This window comes from Halorubrum sp. CBA1229 (genome assembly GCF_003721435.2).
Classification (GTDB): domain Archaea; phylum Halobacteriota; class Halobacteria; order Halobacteriales; family Haloferacaceae; genus Halorubrum.
In genome coordinates this window covers 79457-100974 of sequence record NZ_CP054586.1, presented here as the reverse complement: position 1 = coordinate 100974, position 21518 = coordinate 79457, and the positions used below count along the sequence as shown (strand labels likewise).

22 protein-coding genes and 1 pseudogene are annotated in these 21518 nt (G+C 56.0%); 14 read left to right on the top strand and 9 right to left on the bottom strand.

Going from position 1 to position 21518, the window contains the following annotated elements; genetic code table 11:
- The first annotated feature begins 4 nt into the window (after positions 1–4).
- The 3 genes and pseudogenes from Hrr1229_RS16680 to Hrr1229_RS18395 all read left to right on the top strand — a co-directional run.
- A complete protein-coding gene (locus Hrr1229_RS16680) occupies positions 5–622 on the top strand; it encodes an isoprenylcysteine carboxylmethyltransferase family protein (RefSeq protein WP_123115030.1) in 618 nt (205 codons plus the stop codon).
- Positions 619–1761, top strand: a complete 1143-nt coding sequence (locus Hrr1229_RS16675; protein WP_123115029.1) for a succinylglutamate desuccinylase/aspartoacylase family protein — start codon at positions 619–621, stop codon at positions 1759–1761. Before Hrr1229_RS16680 ends, Hrr1229_RS16675 begins: the two co-directional genes overlap by 4 nt.
- Positions 1758–2135 (top strand): annotated as a pseudogene (locus Hrr1229_RS18395) (class I SAM-dependent methyltransferase); the annotation flags it as partial. The gene Hrr1229_RS16675 and the pseudogene Hrr1229_RS18395, both read left to right, overlap by 4 nt.
- Here Hrr1229_RS18395 and Hrr1229_RS18390 read toward each other — a convergent pair.
- From Hrr1229_RS18390 to Hrr1229_RS16655, 3 genes are all read right to left on the bottom strand, one after another.
- Positions 2094–3305: a methyltransferase domain-containing protein gene (locus Hrr1229_RS18390; protein ID WP_321169507.1), complete on the bottom strand. Its 1212-nt coding sequence runs from the start codon at positions 3303–3305 to the stop codon at positions 2094–2096. The pseudogene Hrr1229_RS18395 and the gene Hrr1229_RS18390 sit on opposite strands and share 42 nt — an antisense overlap.
- A gap of 7 nt (positions 3306–3312) precedes the next feature.
- Positions 3313–3684, bottom strand: a complete 372-nt coding sequence (locus Hrr1229_RS16660; protein ID WP_123115028.1) for a hypothetical protein — start codon at positions 3682–3684, stop codon at positions 3313–3315.
- Positions 3685–3745: 61 nt separating this feature from the next.
- The gene (locus Hrr1229_RS16655; RefSeq protein ID WP_123115027.1) at positions 3746–3970 is read right to left on the bottom strand and encodes a DUF411 domain-containing protein; all 225 of its coding nucleotides are present in this window, start codon (positions 3968–3970) and stop codon (positions 3746–3748) included.
- A 315-nt stretch (positions 3971–4285) separates the two neighbouring features.
- Here Hrr1229_RS16655 and Hrr1229_RS16650 point away from each other — a divergent pair, with 315 nt between their 5' ends.
- The 4 genes from Hrr1229_RS16650 to Hrr1229_RS16635 all read left to right on the top strand — a co-directional run bounded on the left by Hrr1229_RS16650 (position 4286) and on the right by Hrr1229_RS16635 (position 8693).
- Positions 4286–5911, top strand: a complete 1626-nt coding sequence (locus tag Hrr1229_RS16650) for a transposase (RefSeq protein ID WP_255212609.1) — start codon at positions 4286–4288, stop codon at positions 5909–5911.
- 545 nt (positions 5912–6456) lie between these two features.
- A complete protein-coding gene (locus tag Hrr1229_RS16645; protein ID WP_123115123.1) occupies positions 6457–6996 on the top strand; it encodes a hypothetical protein in 540 nt (179 codons plus the stop codon).
- A gap of 3 nt (positions 6997–6999) precedes the next feature.
- Positions 7000–7458, top strand: a complete 459-nt coding sequence (locus Hrr1229_RS16640) for a hypothetical protein (RefSeq protein ID WP_123115122.1) — start codon at positions 7000–7002, stop codon at positions 7456–7458.
- Positions 7455–8693 (top strand): phage integrase SAM-like domain-containing protein, encoded by a 1239-nt coding sequence (locus Hrr1229_RS16635; protein ID WP_123115121.1) that lies wholly within the window; start codon positions 7455–7457, stop codon positions 8691–8693. Before Hrr1229_RS16640 ends, Hrr1229_RS16635 begins: the two co-directional genes overlap by 4 nt.
- A gap of 9 nt (positions 8694–8702) precedes the next feature.
- On the opposite strand, the gene Hrr1229_RS16630 is transcribed toward Hrr1229_RS16635, so the two are convergent.
- The gene (locus Hrr1229_RS16630) at positions 8703–9470 is read right to left on the bottom strand and encodes a DUF6293 family protein (protein ID WP_123115120.1); all 768 of its coding nucleotides are present in this window, start codon (positions 9468–9470) and stop codon (positions 8703–8705) included.
- Positions 9471–9588: 118 nt separating this feature from the next.
- Here Hrr1229_RS16630 and Hrr1229_RS16625 point away from each other — a divergent pair, with 118 nt between their 5' ends.
- From Hrr1229_RS16625 to Hrr1229_RS16615, 3 genes are all read left to right on the top strand, one after another.
- On the top strand, positions 9589–10575 hold the full coding sequence (locus Hrr1229_RS16625) for an E2/UBC family protein (protein WP_123115119.1): 987 nt from the start codon (positions 9589–9591) through the stop codon (positions 10573–10575).
- A gap of 121 nt (positions 10576–10696) precedes the next feature.
- The gene (locus tag Hrr1229_RS16620) at positions 10697–12412 is read left to right on the top strand and encodes a ThiF family adenylyltransferase (protein ID WP_176329438.1); all 1716 of its coding nucleotides are present in this window, start codon (positions 10697–10699) and stop codon (positions 12410–12412) included.
- A complete protein-coding gene (locus Hrr1229_RS16615; protein WP_123115117.1) occupies positions 12409–12621 on the top strand; it encodes a KTSC domain-containing protein in 213 nt (70 codons plus the stop codon). The genes Hrr1229_RS16620 and Hrr1229_RS16615 overlap by 4 nt, the downstream gene beginning before the upstream one ends.
- Before the next feature lie 183 nt (positions 12622–12804).
- On the opposite strand, the gene Hrr1229_RS16610 is transcribed toward Hrr1229_RS16615, so the two are convergent.
- Both Hrr1229_RS16610 and Hrr1229_RS16605 read right to left on the bottom strand, forming a co-directional pair.
- Positions 12805–13692 carry a hypothetical protein gene (locus Hrr1229_RS16610; RefSeq protein WP_123115116.1) on the bottom strand — a complete coding sequence of 296 codons (888 nt, stop codon included), beginning with the start codon at positions 13690–13692 and terminating at the stop codon, positions 12805–12807.
- 53 nt (positions 13693–13745) lie between these two features.
- Positions 13746–14015, bottom strand: a complete 270-nt coding sequence (locus Hrr1229_RS16605; protein ID WP_255212615.1) for a helix-turn-helix transcriptional regulator — start codon at positions 14013–14015, stop codon at positions 13746–13748.
- A 345-nt stretch (positions 14016–14360) separates the two neighbouring features.
- Here Hrr1229_RS16605 and coxB point away from each other — a divergent pair, with 345 nt between their 5' ends.
- Together coxB and Hrr1229_RS16595 are read left to right on the top strand one after the other, a co-directional pair.
- On the top strand, positions 14361–15137 hold the full coding sequence (coxB, locus tag Hrr1229_RS16600; RefSeq protein ID WP_123115115.1) for a cytochrome c oxidase subunit II: 777 nt from the start codon (positions 14361–14363) through the stop codon (positions 15135–15137).
- Positions 15134–17632 (top strand): cbb3-type cytochrome c oxidase subunit I, encoded by a 2499-nt coding sequence (locus tag Hrr1229_RS16595; protein ID WP_066419144.1) that lies wholly within the window; start codon positions 15134–15136, stop codon positions 17630–17632. The genes coxB and Hrr1229_RS16595 overlap by 4 nt, the downstream gene beginning before the upstream one ends.
- Before the next feature lie 312 nt (positions 17633–17944).
- On the opposite strand, the gene Hrr1229_RS18300 is transcribed toward Hrr1229_RS16595, so the two are convergent.
- The 3 genes from Hrr1229_RS18300 to Hrr1229_RS16585 all read right to left on the bottom strand — a co-directional run bounded on the left by Hrr1229_RS18300 (position 17945) and on the right by Hrr1229_RS16585 (position 19739).
- Positions 17945–18223 carry a hypothetical protein gene (locus tag Hrr1229_RS18300; protein ID WP_080505341.1) on the bottom strand — a complete coding sequence of 93 codons (279 nt, stop codon included), beginning with the start codon at positions 18221–18223 and terminating at the stop codon, positions 17945–17947.
- Entirely contained in the window at positions 18220–18597 is a 378-nt protein-coding gene (locus Hrr1229_RS16590; protein WP_080505342.1) for a helix-turn-helix domain-containing protein, read from the bottom strand. Before Hrr1229_RS16590 ends, Hrr1229_RS18300 begins: the two co-directional genes overlap by 4 nt.
- A 179-nt stretch (positions 18598–18776) precedes the next feature.
- Positions 18777–19739, bottom strand: coding sequence for a TFIIB-type zinc ribbon-containing protein (locus Hrr1229_RS16585; protein ID WP_255212620.1), 963 nt, complete (start codon positions 19737–19739; stop codon positions 18777–18779).
- A gap of 170 nt (positions 19740–19909) precedes the next feature.
- On the opposite strand from Hrr1229_RS16585, the gene Hrr1229_RS16580 reads away from it, so the two are divergent.
- Positions 19910–20425: a COX15/CtaA family protein gene (locus tag Hrr1229_RS16580; RefSeq protein WP_123115113.1), complete on the top strand. Its 516-nt coding sequence runs from the start codon at positions 19910–19912 to the stop codon at positions 20423–20425.
- A gap of 103 nt (positions 20426–20528) precedes the next feature.
- Positions 20529–21515 carry a thioredoxin domain-containing protein gene (locus Hrr1229_RS16575; protein ID WP_123115112.1) on the top strand — a complete coding sequence of 329 codons (987 nt, stop codon included), beginning with the start codon at positions 20529–20531 and terminating at the stop codon, positions 21513–21515.
- Positions 21516–21518 lie beyond the last annotated feature (3 nt).

The following is a 21518-nucleotide window of genomic DNA, read 5'->3' as shown; positions in this document are numbered from 1 at the left end:
AACCATGCCCGTCATCACGACATCGCTGTTCGGTCTGGGCCTCCTGTCCGGAGGAATACTTCTCTGTGGGCTTCTCGTGAGTATCCAGAGCCAGTCTCACCGGTTCTGGCCCCATGGCACACGCAACTGGACGTTCTGGCTCAGCTGGACTGCCTGGGTCGTCTACGGCGGCAGTCTGTTCGGTGTTGCGTATCTCGACTTGTGGAGTTGGTACCGGCCATCGATACTGATTCAGATGGCCAGTCTCCTGTTGCTCTTGGTCGGTGCCACCGTCTCGCTCTGGGCTGTGTGGCGGCTCGGATTCCACGAGAGTGCCGGTCTCGAAGGGCAGTTGAACACCGCTGGACCATATCAGTATTCTCGGAATCCACAGTACGTCAGCTACATCGCGATGCTCGTCGGCGGGGCGATTCTCGCTGGGTCCTGGATGACGGCGGTACTCGCCCTAATCGGTATCGCTTGGTTCCTGCTTGCACCGCTCGCAGAGGAACCGTGGCTCAGCGAACAGTACGGAGAAGCGTACGAAACGTACCGTGAGTCAGTTCCCAGATTCATCGGTCGTCCGAACCAGCAACAAAAACCACAGGAACGCACCAACACCTCACGGAGAGATGATCCATGACTGTCGACAGCCACCAGTCGCTCGAAGTGGGGGACCGCGTGGTCCCTTCAGGCAGGAAGGTTCAGTTCCGGTACGCCGTCGGAACGACATTTAACGACGATCCGATTGAGATTCCGGTCACGGTCATCAACGGCACACGATCTGGACCCACAGGCTTTCTGACTGCAGCAGTTCACGGCGACGAACTCAACGGCATCAAAATAATCCAGGAGGTCGCGGGCCACTACGCTCCCGAGGACATTCACGGAGCGCTCGTCTGCCTGCACGTGTTGAACGTACCAGGCTTTCTCGCCCAACAGCGCTATATCCCCATCTACGACGAAGATCTCAATCGCTCGTTCCCCGGCAACTCACGGAGTACGACCGCAAAACGACTCGCCAACGCCATCTACGAGGAATTCGTTTCGAAGTGTGACTTCGGTCTCGACTTCCACACGTCGACGCGCAACCGAACGACAATGTATCACGTCCGCGCCGACATGAACGACCCCGCTGTCGAACGACTCGCCCGCGCGTTCGGCACGAGCGTCATCCTCGACGGCGAGGGTTCAGGAGGGACACTCCGACGCGTGGCCTGTCAGGACGGTATCCCCACGGTCACGGTCGAGATGGGGCGCGCCCATCGATTCCAGACCGCGCACCTCGACCGAGCGCTCCACTGCGTCGCGAGCGTCCTCGCCGAACACGAGGTGCTTCCCAACCAACCGGTTTCCTGGCCCGGCTGGACACGCGTCATCGCCCGTGATGGTGAGAAGACGTGGCTCCGCGCCGACACTGGTGGGCTCGTCGAGATGAAGTGGGGCCCACACCCCCTCGTTGAAGATGGCGAACCGCTGTTCACGATTTCTGATCACTTCAAAGACGAAGTCGAAGTCGTTCGTGCGCCGTCGACTGGCCTCGTCGTGGGGATCCTTGAAAATGCAGTCGCATATCCGGGCCACCCGCTGTGTCACTTCGTGAGCGTCGACGAGACGACCGCTGACATCATACGAGACGACATCGAGCGGGGCGTTTTCGATGTCTACCGTGAAGGCGGTTTCCAGTGGCCCGAGTCGCAGTGGTACGCAACACATGGACATGGCACTAAGTCAAAACATGCAAGAAATATCTCAGAAACTGAACGGGAGGAAAACAGATGACTGACCCGTCTCATCCGATGTTCGCACGACTGTACGATCCGGTGATGAAACCAGCGGAGCGAATCGTACTTGCCGACCATCGACGCTACCTCGTGGACGACTTGTCCGGGCATGTTCTGGATCTCGGGACGGGGACGGGCGCGATGTTTCCGTACTTCGCAGAAGCCGCTACTGGTGGTGACGATCTCACGCTGTTCGCGATTGAGCCAGACCCCCACATGCGCCGGCAAGCAGTCGAACGAGCTCGCGAACTGGGACTCGATATCGAGATAGAGAGTGCCGGGGCGGAAACACTCCCGTTCGCGGACGACTCGTTCGATGTCGTCATCGCATCACTCGTGTTCTGCACCATCCCCGGTTTCGATACTGCGCTCTCCGAGGTTGCACGGGTACTGAAGCCAGGTGGCGAGTTCCGGTTCCTCGAGCACGTCCGCGGGGAGGGCCCCGTGGGTATCGCCCACGACGTACTCGCGCCTGCATGGCACACTGTCGCTGGCGGTTGTCACCTGAATCGCAACACCCACGAGATATTCCGGGACGACGAGCGATTCGAACTCGTCGATTACACGCGACTGGAGACCATCCCGCAGGTCGTTCCAATCGTCCGTGGAACGCTCAAACGCCGACGCGAGGCCTCGATACTCTCTCAGCTTGTGTAAGTGGCGACGAAATCGCGTCTTTGCAACGATGATGACGTGCTGGAGGAACGGCAGCGCGTGATGGGCAGCCCGTACCTGCTCGGTGATGGCCGATGGATCGAGGTCGTACGCTCGCAACAGTCGTACGAGAAGCGAGCGAACCGGAGTCCTGAGGAGTTGGAGGTACAGCGTCGTCCACTTCCGGAACTGCCCGACACTGTGTCGCGTGATGTCTTCGACCGCTTCGAGTTCGAATCCCGCATCGTCGAGCGCGGCGTTGTATTGCTCGACAGTGCCGACTGACGGCATATCCCACGTCGCTGCAAACGAATCAACGAACGCTCGTTCCGTCTCGCTCATGTCGGACTGCATCATGAGGTCAGAGAGGACGAAAACCCCTGCTAGTTCGAGAACATCCGCGACCGCGGCGAAGACACTGTTCCGGTCGGGGAGATAGACGAGCGCGTCGATGGCTGTACACGCGGTGAACGAATCTGTCGTGAACGGGAGCTGTGTCGAATCGCCGACGACGAACTCGGGCTTGACGTGCTTCCTGCGTGCGTTCTCGGTTGCTCGCGTGATGTTGTACGGAACGAGGTCCAGTCCGGTAACGCGGAAACCGAACTGATCGGCAAGATGGATCGCCGGACCGCCCCGGCCACAGCCAACATCGAGGAGGCGAACGCCATCCGTGGCGGGTAGGTACGACGCGAGCCTCGCTCCGACTTCCGTGACGAGGCGGCGCTGACTCGATCCGACGACGTGCGGCTGGTACCACTCGGAGTAGCCGAGGTTGAGGAACGCGTCAGTCTCGAGCAGCAGGTCGAACGCTCGCCAGATGTCGGCTCGCTCGCCTGGATACGAGAACTGGTCGGTGATTCGCTCGCGGAGAGGGGACTGGTCCATCGGTAACCTACTCGAGTTCGGAAACCTCCGAGTAACAGTACTCGGATTCGTCGCAGTATGCGAGGTCGGTACACCCGCGGGGGCGCTGGTAGTCGATTCCTTTGTGCCGGCGGAGATACGTCACGTATCCGTCGTCAACGCGGTCGAGAATGTCGTGACAAATCCACTTCTCACCAAACCAGTTGGCAGCCAAATTCCGGTATGGACACAGGAAGATCGTCCGCTCAACTGAATCGACTTGCGGCGTCTCGACGATCCGGACGCCGACGATTCGGTACGCCACGCGGAGACGCTTGACGACCGATTCCTGTGTATTCGCGCCGACAAAGAGAACATATGCGATCACATATCCGATGTCGTGGAGGAGTCGTCTAATCATCGTTCAGACCGTCGTCCGCCGTCCCAAAGTATCTTGACCAGGTGCTCACTCGATCAGGCACCTATATTTCGGCGTACACCTCACCTGTCTTCCCGCCACCGAGTGCGTAGGCGGTGAACGAGCCGGACTTCGTCCCGCCCATCCCCGGCGACCCGGCCGACATCCCGGGCAACGAGATGCCGTCGATCGCCGGGTTTTCGTTGAGCATTGCCGCGATGACCTCGTCAGGGACGTGTCCTTCGACGACGTACTCGTCGAGAACGAGGGTGTGATAACTCTGATTCAGAAGCGGTCAACAAACAGTGCCGCCGCTCAGCAGGCAGTAGACACGCAACGACATCTGTCGTTAGTCCGGCGAGTCGAGACTGTAGTACTTTTTGCCACTGTCAAGACTTGGTTCGCGTCCACACGCGGTGCCTATGTCGAGTTCTCGCCATTAATGACGAGTTTGACCAACAAGTCCACGAGCCGCCAAACGTTGTACAGCACGAACACGGACACGAAGGTTTAGTTATAGACCTCAGCAGCTGAATTATAGACTATCCACAAACCCTTACCAAGCTCCGAAGCGTTGATTTTGTAATCTTTCCCAATACCTCGCATGAGTGGTTCTGGCGGTTCGCATCCTCGTGAGAGTCCACGAGTGCGCTATCTGTGCGAAGCGTATCAGATTGGGATAGCTATCCGAAATAATCTCCCTGAAACTGACCTCGTCACCGCGTTCGAGCGTCTCGATCAATCAATCGATGCCATCGAAGACGAGTATCCAGCGTGGCATCCTGCCCCGCTTTCCTTTCGCGCGATGGTGCTCTCGTTCATTTTCATGGAGATCACAGGCGACTCCTACGCAGCCTTCACACGTCGATTGACGCGACAACCCGAAGCCACCACAATCTTCGGATTCGGCCGTGTTCCTGACGAATCAGCATTCTCGCGGGCGTGGCGGAATCGATTCGACAACGCCGTTCACGAATACATCCACGCTGCCGCCCACTTCGTCATCAAGGAAGTCCACGATCGCGACATTTCAGCGCCCGAGGTTCGGCCAAAGGCAGAGATCCTCAACGATACTGAGGAAGCCGCAGACTCAGTAGAAGACGAATCCTTCTCACAGGAAGAGATTGTTCAGACAACGCGCCTCGCGCGTGATCACGCATTTGGACACTTCGACTCTGGTCGGGCGTCGAACGCCTCGTACGAGGACACACAATTTTTTGAGCTACAGACGTTCATGGGGATGGTTCACTGTGGCACCGCACAGGGAGCGACTCGCTTCCAGTACCGTCGTGGTGAAGAGTATGGACCCCACGGCGACACCCATCTCCGCGCTGTCAAACAGTTCAATCCTGAAGGGCTTATGAACGGGTACAATGAGACGATGGATCGCTTACTCTCCGTGATCGCCTCTGAAACATCGTTCCGTCGGCCGGTTACCGCTGCGATCGATATCACGACTATCCCCTATTATGGGGACGTTGAGGACATGCCGATGGTCAGCGGGACGAAGGATAGAGACGGTCGAGCGTTCAAATTTGCGACGCTCTCGATCATCGGGCAGAACATTCCGCTCGTTCTCGCGGTCGAACCAGTGCGAGAGAGTTCTGAGTGGGATGAGAACCCGTCGAATCAGATCCATCGTACTGTGCGACGGCTCGTTCGACGAGCGAAAGAACACGTTCCAATCGAGACAGTACTCTGTGACCGAGAGTTTGACTCGATACAAGTGTTCCAGACGCTCTCAAATCTCGATGTGAACTACCTCATTCCGAAGCGGGTCTCCAGCTCCGAACGGGATGTACTTGAACAAATGGAGGAAGACGACCAAGAGGTGGCTGTTGAGTCGGCTTCTATCCATGTGGAATCTGGATCGCATCCAATGCGACTCCTGTACGTGCCGTCGACGAGTGGGGAGGGAACGGCCGTCTTCGCGACAAATCTCCGAGTCGGTCCCGAGGAAGCCGAGACGTTCTGTCAGCGCTACAGCCGCCGGTGGCAGATCGAGAGTGAGTACAAATCGATCAAAGGTGATTTTCTCGCGAAGACCTCCTCGAAAGATTACCGTGTTCGCCTATTCTACTTCGTGTTCGCGGTCCTCTTGTACAATATCTGGCGGCTGACCGACTTCCTGCTGAAAGCAGGTGTCGACGGGGAAATGGACTACGCGCCTGTGATTACTGCGGGTGAGTGTGTTGAGCTCGTTGCCTCGGCGTTGATCCCGCACGACTAATCGGCTGAGCTCTCGCTGGGTCCGCCGCTCAAGAGTGACAACCGTATTCAGCAGCGCCAAAATCCACGCAATTTCGTACGCTCGTCCGGTAGTTCGAGAGTAAGGATTCAAAATCGATCCCCGACTGCTGAGAATCACCACGACTTGATGGCGATTCGATCCAAAACTAGCCTATCCTCCGAAACTGTGGGCAACCGCCGGTTGCGATTTTGGTATAGCGGCATACGATTTATCATTGACTCATATTCGGTTATTAGTGAGTAGAACCCCTCTATCGCAGGAATATAGGAGATGAGACTTCTGTCACTGGTGGTCCTGATTACTCCAATAATCACGACCACTTTGAAGTACCCCGCTGCCGTCGGTGAAGCACGAATGCTTCAACCACCTCACGACGGCGCTTTCCCCGGGGTAGAGCCGCCAAGACCGGGATCCGAGTTTGCTCTGGCTACCCTCAGCTGAGATCAGGGCGATGGCGAAGAAGTTAATTCGATATAGGACTAATTACCTCAACCTATATTAAGACAAAGCCCGAACGATGTTGTATGACCGAAAATGAATCGAACTCCGAGGGCCTGATGGAACGCCAGACCACGGGTGAAGACCGCGTGCGGATGGTTGCTCGGCAGCTGTCGGAGCCACAGACGGCCAACTGGATCGCCTCCGAAGCGGGCTGGTCACACGAACCAACTAAGCGCGTCCTCGAGCGACTCGTCGACGACGGCATCCTCCACCGTGACGAGAGCGGTACTCACACGACGTATTACCCTGATTATCGCCGCCAAGCGATGCAGGAAGCGATGCGTCTTCGAGACAGCGGACACACTGTCGAGGAGCTTACGGACCGGCTCGCGGATATGAAGACCCAGATCCGCGACTGGGAGGACGAATTCGGCGTCGAGTCACCGAACCAGCTTCGCGGAACGCTCGCTGACGAGTCTCTTGACAGTGACGAGGAAGATCGGCGCCGTGAAATCGCCCGCGAGTGGGAGCACCTTCAACGGCGTATCCAGATCGTTGGCTTCGCCATCCGCGAATGGGACTTCCTCGCTCCGACGACAGAGCCCGCTGAGGCCAGCAGCTAACGGATGTCGGTCCCGCATCCAGGTGGTGATTCGAACGCGAACCTCTACGCCCAATTGAAGCGGGACGTCCTCGACCGTGTCCCCCAGATCACGGCCGTCGAGTACGTTCCTGATGATATCGAGGCCAAGCAGCTGCGGGCGGTTTTTGATCCAGCCCGCCTTAATCCCCCAACGGGCCCTGATTCGCCGGAACTGACCGTCAAGTGGTATCGACAGGACCCACACGATTGGTTCCGTATCAACTACACCGATCCGAACACGGGCTTTCACGCCGGCTGGCACCAGGACGAGGACCATCCCAATCTCGGACGGGCGCATTTCCAGTACTCTGCCGCCAATACGGAGGACCGCTGGGGGATCACATTTGAATACGAGACTCCTTCCCTGATCCTCTGGGAAATCGTCGAAACGCTCTTCGAGGACGTCCGTCCGACTTACCAGTACGCGAACGAGGAACGATGACACCTCGAGAACGCACTAATCAGTCACTCGCGAGTTCCTTCGAGCGCTACCTCCAGGACAAGGGGAAAGGCCGCGGTGGGGACGGTGGGAACTATCGACGTAACGCAGCCCGCGAGCTCGAGCGGTTCGCCGAGTGGGTCGCCGGCGACCGCGGCGACGACGACTGGACCGGGATCGTCCCCGACGACGTCGACCGTGAGCCAACCTTCGACGATCTCGACGACCGCGTGTTCCGGGAGTACGCCCGGCATCTCAGTGGAGATCGGGGACTCAAGCAGAACACGGTACAAACCTATTACCGCTATATCTCTGCATGGTGTGGCTGGTGCGTCAACGAGGGCTATCTAGAGGCCCACTACGCGCAGCGGGCCAGTGCGATGGCGCCGCTGCCCGAGGACGACGGCCGCAAGCCCGGTGACCAGCAGGCCTGGACGTCCGAACAGCGCCACGCCCTCACCCGCCACGTCGACGAACAGGCCCGCGACGCCGTCGAGGCGTACACGACCCTTCCAGAGGATACTGACCCCCTCGACAAGCAGCGAGCGCGCTACGCGGCGCTGAAAGCCGCTCGTGACCGAGCGCTGGTGTTCGTCCTCGCGTACACCGCCGTCCGCGTCGGGGAGCTACTCCGGGATCCGAACGATCCGCGACGGCGCGGCGTTCGCTGGGAGGACCTTTCCCTCGACGACGGGAGTATGGACGTCTACCGCAAGAAACAGCAGTGGGACGCCGCCAGCCTCCCCGACCCGGTGATCTCGCCGCTGCGGAGCTATCGTCAGCTGATGGACCCAGCGACGGAGCGGTGGCCGGTGTTTCCGACGTTCGACCAACGGACGCTCGCGGAGCTCGTCCGGGAAGAGCTCGCCGACCGAGGGGAACCCCCAGAGGCAATTGCTGAGCGGCGTGATGAGTACGCTCGCGACCTCCTGCTGGCGCTCGATGAGGATATCCGGCCGCCGTCAATCACGACGGACGGTGCACGGTCGATTCTCCAACGGCTTTCGGAGGCTGCAGAGATCGACATCGAACATCCGAAACACGATTACCTTGCTCCACACGGTGGCCGTCGTGGGATGGGCGAGGTGCTAGTCCGCGCGTTCGGGTATACCGTCGCGGCTCGATATCTCGACAACTCCGAGGAAATGGTCCGTGAACGGTATTCGCATATCGAAGCTGGCGAGTTAGGTGATGTCGCTACAGAAGCTCTCGAAGATGTCGATTCGGTAGACGGCTGAGCGAATTGGTCACGTTTCGATGAGGTGTCTAAACGCGGAAAGTGTATTTTCTCCTTCCTCGGTAAGATCTACGTCGGTCCTTCGACCCACTTCTTTGGTTTGAATGAACCCTTTCTCGGCCAGTGGTTCTAGTACGTGCGTTTCGAGTAATCGGTAGCGAGCTCGGTCTGAGTCTGCCTCGTGGTCCGTTATGAATGGCAGCCCTTCCGCGGGCGTTCCTGCTGGGATTGATTTACCGTTCCCCTGGCCGAAGTCGATTAGTTCCTTCTTCGTGACCGGGCCATTTCGGTAAATGTACTCCATCACGTAGATGAGCTGTGTCTCGGGGGCATCTATTGGGTACGCCGGCAGTTCCTTGATGTTCTTCACCCCGTGGGAAACCGGTTTGACCCGTTGAGCGTCTTTTTCACCATATCGTTCTGGCTCGACGTAGTACGGCACAGCGTCGGTTACCATACACGCGATCATCCCGCCGATTGCGGATATTTTACTCCCGGTTGCAATGTTCACGAACACGTCATCATCTGCGTGCTGTTGGATCTCTCGTGCCGTTACCCGGACAACCTCATACAGATCGAAAATGTTGCAGGATCGGATCTCTCGGTCAATCCCAGCCGCCTCGATATCCTCATACAGCTCCTCGACAAATGGCGGTCGTTCCCCTTCACCCCATTCGAGTAGGATTAATCGATCAGCTTTCAATTGTTTCGCAGCCTCGACAACACGATCGCGCTCGAACCCGAGTGGCGCGATATGGACTCGTTCACTGGGGCGCATGTCTCGCTGTTGGGGATTCTGTGATTTATGCGTTTGGTGCGGATTGTGCGCTCAATGCTGCTACTGATGGTAGAGTCCGCGTGGTGCTTAAGGGGATGACGCTGTTAGGCGAAAGTGCATGCAACCAACTGATCTCGAGGAAGCAACTCAGCATGCCCAAGACCGCTACCGAGGACTGAACGATCAGCTCGAGTCTCTCGACGAAGGGACGGCCGACGACCTCCGTGCCGCACTCGAAGCCGCAGAGGACGCTATCGACGAGGCTCAAGATACCGACGAGGATCAATCCCGCTACGACGCGCTCCATCGGGCAGCCGACTACATTCAGTCAGCACAAGACGACATCGACACCCTCCAGGACGCGGCTGGGTTCGATGTTAGCTACGCCGAGGAACTCGAAGCACTCGAAGAGGCCATTGAAGAAGTCGAGGACGGTCTTGACGAGGCGCTCGAAGATGTTGATGAAGGTGATGATGATGAGGATGACGAGGAGACTGACGGCTACGAGGTGACCGTCAGTGGGGAAACGAAAGTACTCGATCAGCAGTACATCGAGCCGATCGAACTGCTGCGCACGTTCGAGTACGATCCCAACCAATACGTCCTCTACCCTCCAGACGAGGACGATCGAGTCCCCAAAGACAGCGACATCAACCTCGCCGAAGAGAACGTCTTCGACGCGATCCCCGTTGATACTGCCTACGGGAGCACCCAGCTCGACGACGTGCTCGCAGCGGACATCGAAGCCCTTCGAGAAAACCACGAGGTCGATGTCGATACCGAGGCCGAGGCGCAGTTCGTCCACGTCACCGTTCGGGACTACCAGATCCCGTCGGATGCCTACAGTGCGGACACGACAGACGTGATGATCCGCGTCCACGAGAACTACCCCCAGAAGGCTCCGGACTGGGTCTACGTCGACGAGGATCTCCGGCTTGAAGGAGGCGGCGAGCTTCGGAAATCTCGCGACGACCAAGTCCGGGGCTGGTTGGCTCTTTCCTGGCACATCAACAAACTGGACGGTATCGAGTGGGAACCCTACGAGACCGATCTCGAGTGGTATCTGGAGACCGTCGCGAACGGACGACTCCGACAGGGTGACTGACGCGACCCCTCCCGCTGGCGATCACCCCTCCGATAATACATCTATGCAGGGACATGAGACTGACGGCAGCCGAGAGCGGGCGACGGGGAGCAGGTCACGAGTATCTCACTGGCTTCGCTCTGTGCTAGAAGACCCTGATCACGAGTGGCCGGTCGCTGACCGGATACGGGTTCGGATCCGAGGCTCCGACTACCAGCGGCTACGCGAGCACCTCGTACGTCCAGAGCAGAACTGTCCGAAAGAACATGCCGCCTATCTCGTTGCCGGTACACAGGAGTACACTCATCGTGGGCAGCGGGTCTTCGAGTATCTCATTCGAGAGGTTCACCTGCTGGATCGGGATGAATATCTCGACCAGTCGACCGGAATCGTCCGATTCGATCACACAACGATACGGTCGATGATGCGGGGGAGCGAGACTGACCACCGGTATCTCGACGATATGGCCCTCCTGATGTGCCATAGCCATCCCCGCTCGAGCCAGCCGTGCTACTCCGGCACCGACGACGAGAACGAACCGGCCCATATGGCATCACTGACCGGTCGAACTGCTGGTCCGCACGGAAGCCTCATCTTTGGCCAAGGAGGTCTGACCGGCCGGGCGTGGCTCTCTGACGTCCCGACGATCAGGCATGAGCCAATTACGGCCGCCGCGTCGCCGATTGATGAACTCGTTGTTATTCACGACCGTGAACTAGAGCGGATTCGGACGACGGATTCACGACTCTCTCCGGTTTCAAACCGTGACGACGAGATGCGCGACCGGCAGGCGTTGCTCCACGGAGACGGCGGTAACAATCGGCTACGGGACGCTCACGTCGCCGTAGTCGGTGCTGGTGGACTTGGTGCACCAATAGTCCAGACGCTCGCTCACCTCGGCGTTGGCGCAATCACGGTCGTTGATCCCGACGTCGTGGAAGAATCCAACCGCTCGCGAATCGTCGGCGCACGCCCGGCTGATGCTGGTGATCCCAAGCGGACGCCCGACGAGGATGGTGTCGTCCCAGCTGCGTGGGCCGAGGCCATCGACGGATGTGGGACGCCCAAGGCGGAGGTCTTGGGCCGCGTTGTCTCCGATATTGATCCGTCGATCTACTATCACGGCATCCACGAGGAAGTACAGGCTCCGAGAGCTCTGGAACAGGTCGTCGCTGCAGACGTGATTGTCACTGGCACCGATACCGCCACGTCACGTCGATTCGTGTCGGAGGCCGCCCAGCAGTACCTTCGGCCACTGTTCAACGCAGGCACGGATATCGATGTTGACGACGACGCTGGACTCCGAAGCATCGCGACCAGCTTTCAGGTGTCCGGCGCGAACCGGGCGTGTCTGGACTGCTTGGATGCGATTAACGAAGATCGAATTGATGCCGAAGGCGAAGACGAAGACAATCTCGAGTACGGGCTTGAACTCGTTGCCGGAGAGCAACCGTCGGTCATCACGATCAATCAGGAACCAGTACAACGGTTGACGTTCGCGCTGCACCGGTTCCTCACGGGACTCCTCGCCGACCGGCACGGATTCCGAACCGGCACGTACAGCGCAACTTCAGACCGCCTTGTGAGCGACGCAGAGGCTGCTCCCGACTGCCAGTTCTGTAATGGGGCGTTCACAGCTGCCGGCGATCGTGGCGTTCCAATAGCGAAGACAGGACTCTATCGGACAACGCCGTCGACTGTCGAGACGGGGAGTGTCGCAGAACTGGGTCTCGATGCTGTCGTCGAGAAAGAGCCAGCCGAGGACAAGGCTGAACCTGAAGGTGCTGACTCGTCCAAAGAGGATAGCCTACTCGCTCGTATCAAGAGTACGGTAGCCCGCTATATCCCACAGCTATGAACCGAACACCCGTTTCGTCGAGTAACCTGAAAAGTGTCGGCTACGATCAGAGTTCGAACACCCTCGAGATCGAATTCCACAGTGGCCGAGTCTATCAATACTACAACGTCCCTAAGAGAATCTATCAAGGACTGATGGCGGCATCCTCTCACGGAAAGTATCACCATCGCCGAATCAAAGACAGCTATCGATATTCTCGTATTCGGTAGATGATGGATTGATTACAACCAGCCTGTGCTGAAGCGTTCAGCACTAGGTTTATACCTCTTCGCGGACTTTCTTCGCATATGAGCCTGGAAGAGACAGTTGACTACCTCGCTGAGGAACTTGACCTCGAGCGAAGTGAACACGTCCGTGAGGTCGGTCAGTCGGTCGCTGAGCTTCGCGACTGATCAGAACATTTCTCTGAAGTCTCGTTCGACGAGTCCGTCCTCCAGATACGTGATGAACTCTTGTTTCGTGGGTCCCTGACGAGCGAGCAGATCGTCCCGTTCTGCGCGTTGGAGGACCGCCTGAGCGAAGTCCGTACAGTGCGATTCGTGCTGCTCAGCGTATTCTGAGAGGGCTTCTCGCCAGTGCATATCCAGCTCGAACTCGGCTAATCGGATTTGGATCCCGTCTTTCCGTTCAACGACGTCGACGTCCAAGTCTTCGAGTTGCTTGAAACGGAGGTTATTCCGGCGGACCGTGATGAGCCGCTTGGAATCAACGATGTAGGGATCGACCCACTCTCGCCAGGTATCGTCGTCGACGTGTGTTCGTGGCATCTCAAAATCCGGGTCCACACTCTCAATACAGAACTGCAGCATCGCGATGCCAGTTCGATGATTCGCATTCGGGAGGGAATGGCGGAGGATCAAATTTGACATCACCTCTCCAGCGACGGTCGGAAGTGGGGCTCCCCAGGACACGTGATCGAGTGCCTGTTGGATTTTTTGCGGTTCGAACTCCTTGTAGAGCCGAAACTCATCCTCATCTCGAACATCGACAGCTGCCTCGAGCAACTCCACTAACCGGAAGGCGACAACTTGCCCAGGACGGGGGAGGTCACGAATACGGTCGCTTAGCCATTCCTGATCGAAGTCGATATCTTGGGCAGATTCGATCTCTGAATCGCCTTCGTAGAGCACATAGACCGGTGTTTCGAAGGGGTACCCGATGAGTTTTGTCGACTCGTCGGATTGCTCTCGCTGAGACAGGATTTCTGCTACCGATGCCGAGCTATATTTGAGTGAGAAATTCTCGGCCTGTGGGTGGTGATAGAAGACGAGCCGAGCCATCTTACTGTGTATTCGTGGGAAGTGGGTAAAGCAGTCCCGCTTTTATAATGATTCTACGACGTAGCGGGTGCGTTCACGTCTTCTAAATACTGACTTTCCCACTCACGTCGCGCCTCGATCTCCCGCAATCCGCGTTGCGTGACCGTGTACACGTTCGTCCGCTTGTCGAGTTCACCTTTCTCGAGCAGTCCTTTGTTGACGAGGTCGTCGAGGTTTGGATAGAGCCGCCCGTGGTTGATCTCTTGTTCGTAGTAGTCGTCGAGTTCGGCCTTTACTGCGAGCCCGTGTGGTTCCTCTTCCTGTTCACTCCTTCCCCTCGTCACGAGTTTACAACTCAAAATCGGGAGGAGGTCAGACCCAGTCCGTGAAATCAACTACACGTATTCCACTGAGCTCGTGTCGGATGTCGCTCCTGTTCCAGTCAAAGCGAAATAATATACTCTCGACAGCTCGGACCAGCTGCGTATCGTAGGTAGATGCGTTGAGGTGTTTTTCGTGACCGAGGACGATGCGGTCCCGCGAGGATTTTTCGTCGTCGACGTACTTGATATCCTATTCGTGATAGACGGCAACAGTGTCTTGGCGCCGTGATCGGATTGAATAACGCATTCGAAACAAAGTAATAAGTGAATCCTCGTGAAGCGCCCCGCAAGAGTCGTGAGACACGTATGATAAACCCAACCGTCCTACAACAGGGAAGTGACTGGCGGGCACAGGCTGAGGTCTTTGACGAGATCTTTCTCGTCTTCCTCACACTCGGGACGCTCGTCGGTACGATTGTCGTCACGTACACACTGTGGAATGTGTATAAGTACCGTGACGATGGGAGTGAACCAAAAGCGGACTTCGACGCGCCCACAGTCGGAGAGCTTCCGACAGGACAGGGCGGTCCCAAAGCCAAGAAGCTCTTCCTGTCGTTCGGGTTGAGCGCGATCGTCGTCATCAGCCTCGTGGTGTACGCGTATGGGCTTCTCCTCTACGTCGAAGAGGGGCCCGACACGAGCGACGAGGGTGACATTGAGATTCTCGTTGAGGGGTACCAGTTCGGCTGGGAGTACGAGTACCCGAATGGTCACACCACGACCGGCGAGATGATCGTGCCGGCCGATCAGCGTGTTGATCTCAATGTGACCTCACGCGATGTGTGGCACAACTTCGGATCGTCGGAGTTGCGGATAAAATCTGATGCCATCCCCGGAGAGTACAGCAATGTCTGGTTTTCTGTAAGTTCTGAACAAGTGGAAAAACAGGGAGGCGAAGCAACGTACAGGGTTGAGTGCTTTGAGCTATGTGGTGCCGGTCACTCCGCGATGACTGGTCAAATCACGGTGCTCCCGCAAGAGGAGTGGGAAGAGTGGTACGCTGGAACTCAAAGTAAAAACGCATCTAGCGGCACGAACGCATCCAGCATCGACGCCGCGCCCACCGGAGGTGTCCCTGTATGAGTGATCTTCCACCCACGAGCTCGGTGAAACGCTGGCTCATCACGACGAATCACAAGGATATCGGAATCTTATACACGATCACCGCGCTGTTCTTCCTGCTGTTCGGCGGCGTGCTCGCGCTGTTGATCCGCATCCAGCTGTGGGAGCCGACGAGTCAAATCTTGTCTGGGCTCGCGTATAACGAAGCGGTCACAGCCCACGGGCTGATAATGGTGTTCTGGTTCCTTTCCCCGTTTGCCTTCGGGTTCGCGAACTACTTCGTCCCGCTCCAGATAGGCGCCGATGACCTTGCGTTCCCGCGACTGAACGCACTCTCGTATTGGATGTATCTGTTCTCTGGCGTGCTGTTATCAATCAGCTTCTTTCAGGGCGGCACACTGAGCGCTGGATGGACTATATACGCACCGCTCAACATACCCGCGTACACGCCGAGCATCGGTTCGACGGGAGCGATACTCGCGCTTGCAATGTTCACTATTGGGGTCACCGCCTCTTCAGTGAATTTCCTTGTGTCAATTCATCACTCCAGAGCCGAAGGGATGGGTATCATGGATATGCCGATGTTCACTTGGACCATCCTTGCGACGGTGTGGATGATGCTGTTCGCGTTCGCTGCGCTGCTTGCCGCGGGACTTATTTTGGCGTCCGACCGTGTACTAGGGAGCGTCTACTTCTCGGCCACTGAGGGTGGGTCCCTCTTGTGGGGGCATCTGTTCTGGTTCTTCGGACATCCAGAAGTGTACATCGTCTTTTTCCCTGCACTTGGTGCGATGTTGGAGTTGTTCCAGACGTTTTCCGGACGCCGGCTTGTCGGCCGAAAATGGGTTATCATTGCTATCTGTCTTGTTTCGGTCCAGTCGTTCCTCGTGTGGATGCACCACATGTTCCTCACCACGATCAATTTGGAAATCAAGACCCTGATGATGGCAACAACGATCGGAATCTCGTTACCCTTTGACCTGATCGTGTTCTCGCTGATCTATACACTGATTAAGGGGCGTATTCAGGTTACGACGCCGTTCCTCTTTGCGTTCGGGGCGCTACTGTTGTTCATTCTCGGTGGCATTACCGGGGTGTTCCTCGGTGCTATCGTCCTCGACTACGAGTTCCGTGGCACCTACTGGGTGGTCGCACACTTCCACTACGTTATGTTTGGCGGTGCCACGGCACTAATTGGTGCCGCGTACTACTGGTTCCCAAAAATAACTGGGAAGATGTATAATGAACTTCTTGGGAAGATCCATTTCGTGTTGTTTTTCATCGGATTTAATGCCGTCTACTTCTCAATGTTCCTCGGATGGGAAACCCCTCGCCGCGTCTTCGAGTACAACCCTGAGCTCCAGATTTACCATCAGTTCGGCACAATCGGTGCATTCGTCCTCGGGTTCTCCTTTTTCATCATGTTTTATAATTTTGCGAAGTCGTACGTTTCCGGTCCTGATGCTGGGGCGAACCCATGGGATTACTCACGGACGGCAGAGTGGGCGGTCTCCTCGCCGCCGCCGCTAGAGAATTGGCCGAACCGGCCGTCGTATGCTTCTGGAAAGCTGGAGTTCGTAAAAGACTATGTTCCGGACGGTGGTCCTGCGGTAAAGACCGACACGGATGGGAACAGGGCTACTGACGGTGGTGACACACATCCAAAGCATATCAAAAAGTACCCATACTGGGATAAGCATCCGAGCCACGCAAGTATCTGGCCGCTTGCTCTTTCGCTAGCTGTTGGTGTGTTATTCCTAGGCCTCACCGGGTTCCGCGATAATGTTGTCTTCGAGCTGGGTGAATCGCTCGCATCGACGGGCGTAACAATCTCAAACCCGATATACCCGATACTCATAGTTATCGGATTAGTCGGAGTTATATGGACCGGCGTGAAGTGGGGGCTCGAAGACTTTTACGCTCCACCGACCGAGTTTGCAGAGCGATGGCCGTTTGAAAGCGTTGAAAAAGTAAAACTGGGAGTGTGGTTTTTCATCGCGTCGGACGTGATCGTCTTTGGCGCGTTCCTCTCAGCAGCTATCTTCGTCCGGTACAACGCTGGATGGATGACTTGGGAGCCGCTGACGGATGCACTTCCAGGACTGATCAACACGTTCGTCCTGCTCACCTCATCGTTCACCGTGATTTTGGCGCTGGTGGCCGCTCGCCGGGAAAGCCGGAAAGGATTGCTCGCATCCCTCGGTACAACCATTGTACTTGGATTTGCGTTTTTGGGCATCAAACTATGGGAGTGGAACAAAGAGATCTTTGAACGTGGTGTGACGATTTCGGCCAACGCCCACGGTGACCCGATTCAGGCGTCGATCTACTACGTCACAACGGGGCTCCATGGAGTCCACGTCGTCATTGGCCTCCTGATCGCTATCTTCCTGTTCGTCAGGGCGTATCAGGGTCACTACCTCGACGACGAGCGGCCGATCGAATACTTCGGCCTCTACTGGCACTTCGTGGACATCGTCTGGGTGTTCATTTTTCCGCTGTTCTACCTCTTCTGAGAGTCATAAACGCACTCACTGTTTTTCGGCTTTGTTCTGCTCTGTTGAATCCGATGACGGCACAAGGATCACGATCTCTAAAAAGACGATTACTTCGCGATTCGACGTCGAGGAGTTGGATAGATCCTCTCAGTGGTCTCGATCTATTCCCTCTCTGCTAAGTACTAACTCTGAATTCTCTCCGCAGTGTTCTTGAGCCGAGCACAGAGTAGCCCAATTTCGACGTCTTCTGCGGATTCCACTGAGCAGTTCTATCTCAACCGCCAGTACAGAGTATAACGACTAATCTGGGTCAATCGTTTGCTATCGCGATTATTTCTGGATATACAGAGAGTATACGATCACTGCGAGGCCTGAAGCGACAAACAAGCTATTAATGAGTACAACGTGCGCCAACCCAACAGAAAATAACTGATTTGCTATACCGGTCAGAGCGGCTCCTAGTGTAAGAATCCCGAAACCAACGCCCATCATCTGTAGTGACTCCTCACCTGTGTGTCGATACGCTTTAAATGCAATATACGTAATACTACCACCAAGAATCAGGATGACGAACTTGACGACTGCGATCGCCGTTACAATGGCAGTCATATTTCATCTCCCATCATCGACCAGATGTCTACAAGATGTTTATCGGTAGATCGTGATCTGTGTTGGATATTCACTGAAAAATCACCCATATCATCAATAGAAATCATCACATCATTAAATGATCGCTCATAGTAGGTTACTCGTCCTCCCTCGGTTCCGATCGTATCTTGTTCTTTGACAAGACAAGCAGAACTGAGAAGATCTAACTTACGATACAGCGTTGATTTCGGGATGTCACAAATTTCGCTCAATTCTTTTGCTGTCATGGGTTCATGAATTTCTCGAAGGATGGATCGACAATCAGGATCATCAAGTGCATCGAGCACATCCTGTAGTGCCGGCTTATCTTCGGCCGGTACTGAGTTGTCTTCCATTGTTCGATTACCGTCTCCTGAAAAATCTTATCTTTCGTAGAATTGGTCATTCTCCAGCAATTCCGTGGAACTCTTGGAACTAGTTATTGATTTGTGTACAGAATCGTTTATTACTAAAGCTAATACTCTATCCATTTTAATTCTACTTGTAGGAGCACGTTGTTCTTACAGGCTTCAAATTAGTCATGCTCCGAGTACACCTCTAGAAGTTCCTTATACCGATTTTGAATAGTTACTTGACTAACATGGGCGATCTCACTCACGGTTTCCTGAGTCTGTTTCTCGTTGGTTAGGTGGGTTGCTGCATACAGAGCAGCAGCAGCCATTCCTGCCGGATTCTTTCCACTATGAATTCCCTTCTCTGTTGCCACTTCAAGGAGTTCACGAGAGCGGCGTTCTGCCTCGTCGCTTATGTCAAGTGCTGACGCAAATTGAGGTATATATTGGGCCGGATTTTCGGGCTCAATCTCCAAATTGAGTTCACGTGACAGGTATCGATACGCTCGCTGTATCCGAATCTTTTCAACACGGCTCACCACAGCAAATTCATCAAGTGGTCGTGGAGTTCCATGCTTCCGAGTAGCTGCATATAATGATGCAGTTGACATCCCCTCAATTGATCGGCCAGGTAGCAGATCCTCTTCTACAGCACGCCTATAGAGCATACTGGCAGTTTCCTGTATCGGTTTTGAAATTCCCAGAGCAGATGCCATTCGGCTAATTTCACCGAGTGCTTGCTTAAGATTCCGCTCATCCGCATTTTTTGCTCGAAACCGCTCATCCCACATCCGAAGGCGGTGTAGTTGAAACCGGTTGCGCTCGGGAACTGCGTGTCCGTACGAATCTTGATCCTGCCAGCCAATCTTTGTACTTAATCCTTTGTCATGTATTAGTTGCGTCATTGGGGCACCGACTCGACCCTTTTCATCCCGATCGTCTGACATGAATGTGCGCCATTCTGGGCCGTGATCGATTGGATCGCTTTGAAAAACCAGGCCACAGCTTTCGCAGGCCGCTTCACTACTATCGGCGTTCCGGGTAATCTGACCCTGACATTCGGGACAGATATTGTCGTTGACAGACGTCTCGTCACAGGCACTTTCTTCTGCCGGCTGTTCTCGAGTGTGTTCTTTGGACATGATAATGTTGACGCATTTGGGTTTCCCCACAACGGCGAGTTTCCTTGATAATTCCATGGACATACTCAGGGATGAACATCGGGCGGTGTCCCATTCAGTAGGAATTCGGCCTACCACTTTGTTTCCAAGATATCAACTTGGGATATCGCCATTTAGACTATCCACCCACTATTATGTCTCAAGTCCGACTCCGCTGGCACGACGTCCGAACCACGATTTCAAGGATTCCGGTCGAGTACAGGCATGTCGCCGGTTTCACGCTACTAGTGACGTATATCGTGATGCTTCTCGGAGCCTACACTAGTGCAATCGGTGCTGGACTTTCCTGTCCCGATTGGCCAACCTGCTACGGGACGTGGGTTCCCTTCCTTCAACCCGAGATCATTGCTAACTCGCCATACTCTGCACTACAAATCTTCGCAGAGTGGGCTCACCGTGGACTGGCGATGACGGCCGGAGTTCTGATCGTCGGCACGACCCTTGGAGCGTGGGTGAAACACCGGAATACCCCGACTATCAAATGGTCGGCCACGGCCGCTCTCGCCCTCCTTCCGTTACAGGTTATCCTCGGAGGATTGACTGTCACGGAAAATCTCCAACCGATTATTGTGACGACCCACCTGGGCGTGGCAATCCTCATTCTCCTCTGTCTCCTGACGACCTGCCTCGTCGCATATCTCCGCCACTAATGACACCTTGCGTATAAAAATGCCACAGATACCGACGGTTCAGCTCACTATGAGAGAACAGCACGGTGCCTATGAAATCTGCCACCTGGAGCTGTGATCACGAATGACTGCTCATACCTGCCCGATCTGTACTGATCAATTCGAAACAGCTGGAGCAGCGCGTGACCACACATGGAACGCTCACAGCGCCTGCCATTATTGTGGTGAACAACTCGGTGACGAAACTGACGAGCAGCTCTACAGACACTGGCTCGCCGCGCATCCCGATGACCTCTCACGTGTGGACTACAAACGGGCGGATACAGCCGTTGATTCACTCACGTTCTCAGAGCGGCTCTCCGAGGGAGGTGTCGGAGCTGCTGTCGGAGGATTGACCCGCCGACAACTTCTCCTCGCCGGTGGTGGTGCCGCCACTGCCGGTGTCGTGATCGGCGCCACCGCTCTCTCTAACAATACGAGTACTGAACCAAATAGCGGCGCGAATGCTGGAGGTGATGCGGGTGCCGTCGCCACTGCCCCAATTCCTGACTCGCCTAGCGAATTCCGGTATGCGACGATGGGATCCGCTGATGCCGATGTCACGGTGACATACTTCGGGAGCTGGAAGTGTCCGTACTGCGCCCAGTTCAGTACGGGGATGCTCTCACAACTCGTGACGGACTACGTGGAACCAGGAACGATCGCGCTCGAGTTCCGCAATCTCGCATATTTCGGTGGCGACCCATTTTTGGGCCCCGATGCACCGGCAGCCGGGCAGGCCGGATTAGCCGTCTGGAACACCGACCCAGCTTCGTACTGGGCGTTTCACGAATACGTGTTCCGGAATCAGCCACCCGAGAGCGACCAGTGGGCGACCACCGAGAGATTGGTCGAGTTTGCTCAGGCCGCAGGCGTCTCCGAGACAGCGTCGATCCGCACGGCGATCCAAGAAAATCAGTACGACGACGCGCTTCGGGCGACTGACAGTGCTGCAAGCGATGCCGGTGTCGACGCCACACCCACGCTCCTCATCGATGGCACGACGGTCAATCCACTCGGGAACGAAGAGCGAACAAGACAGTTGATCGAAGATGCAACTGAATCAAACTGAATC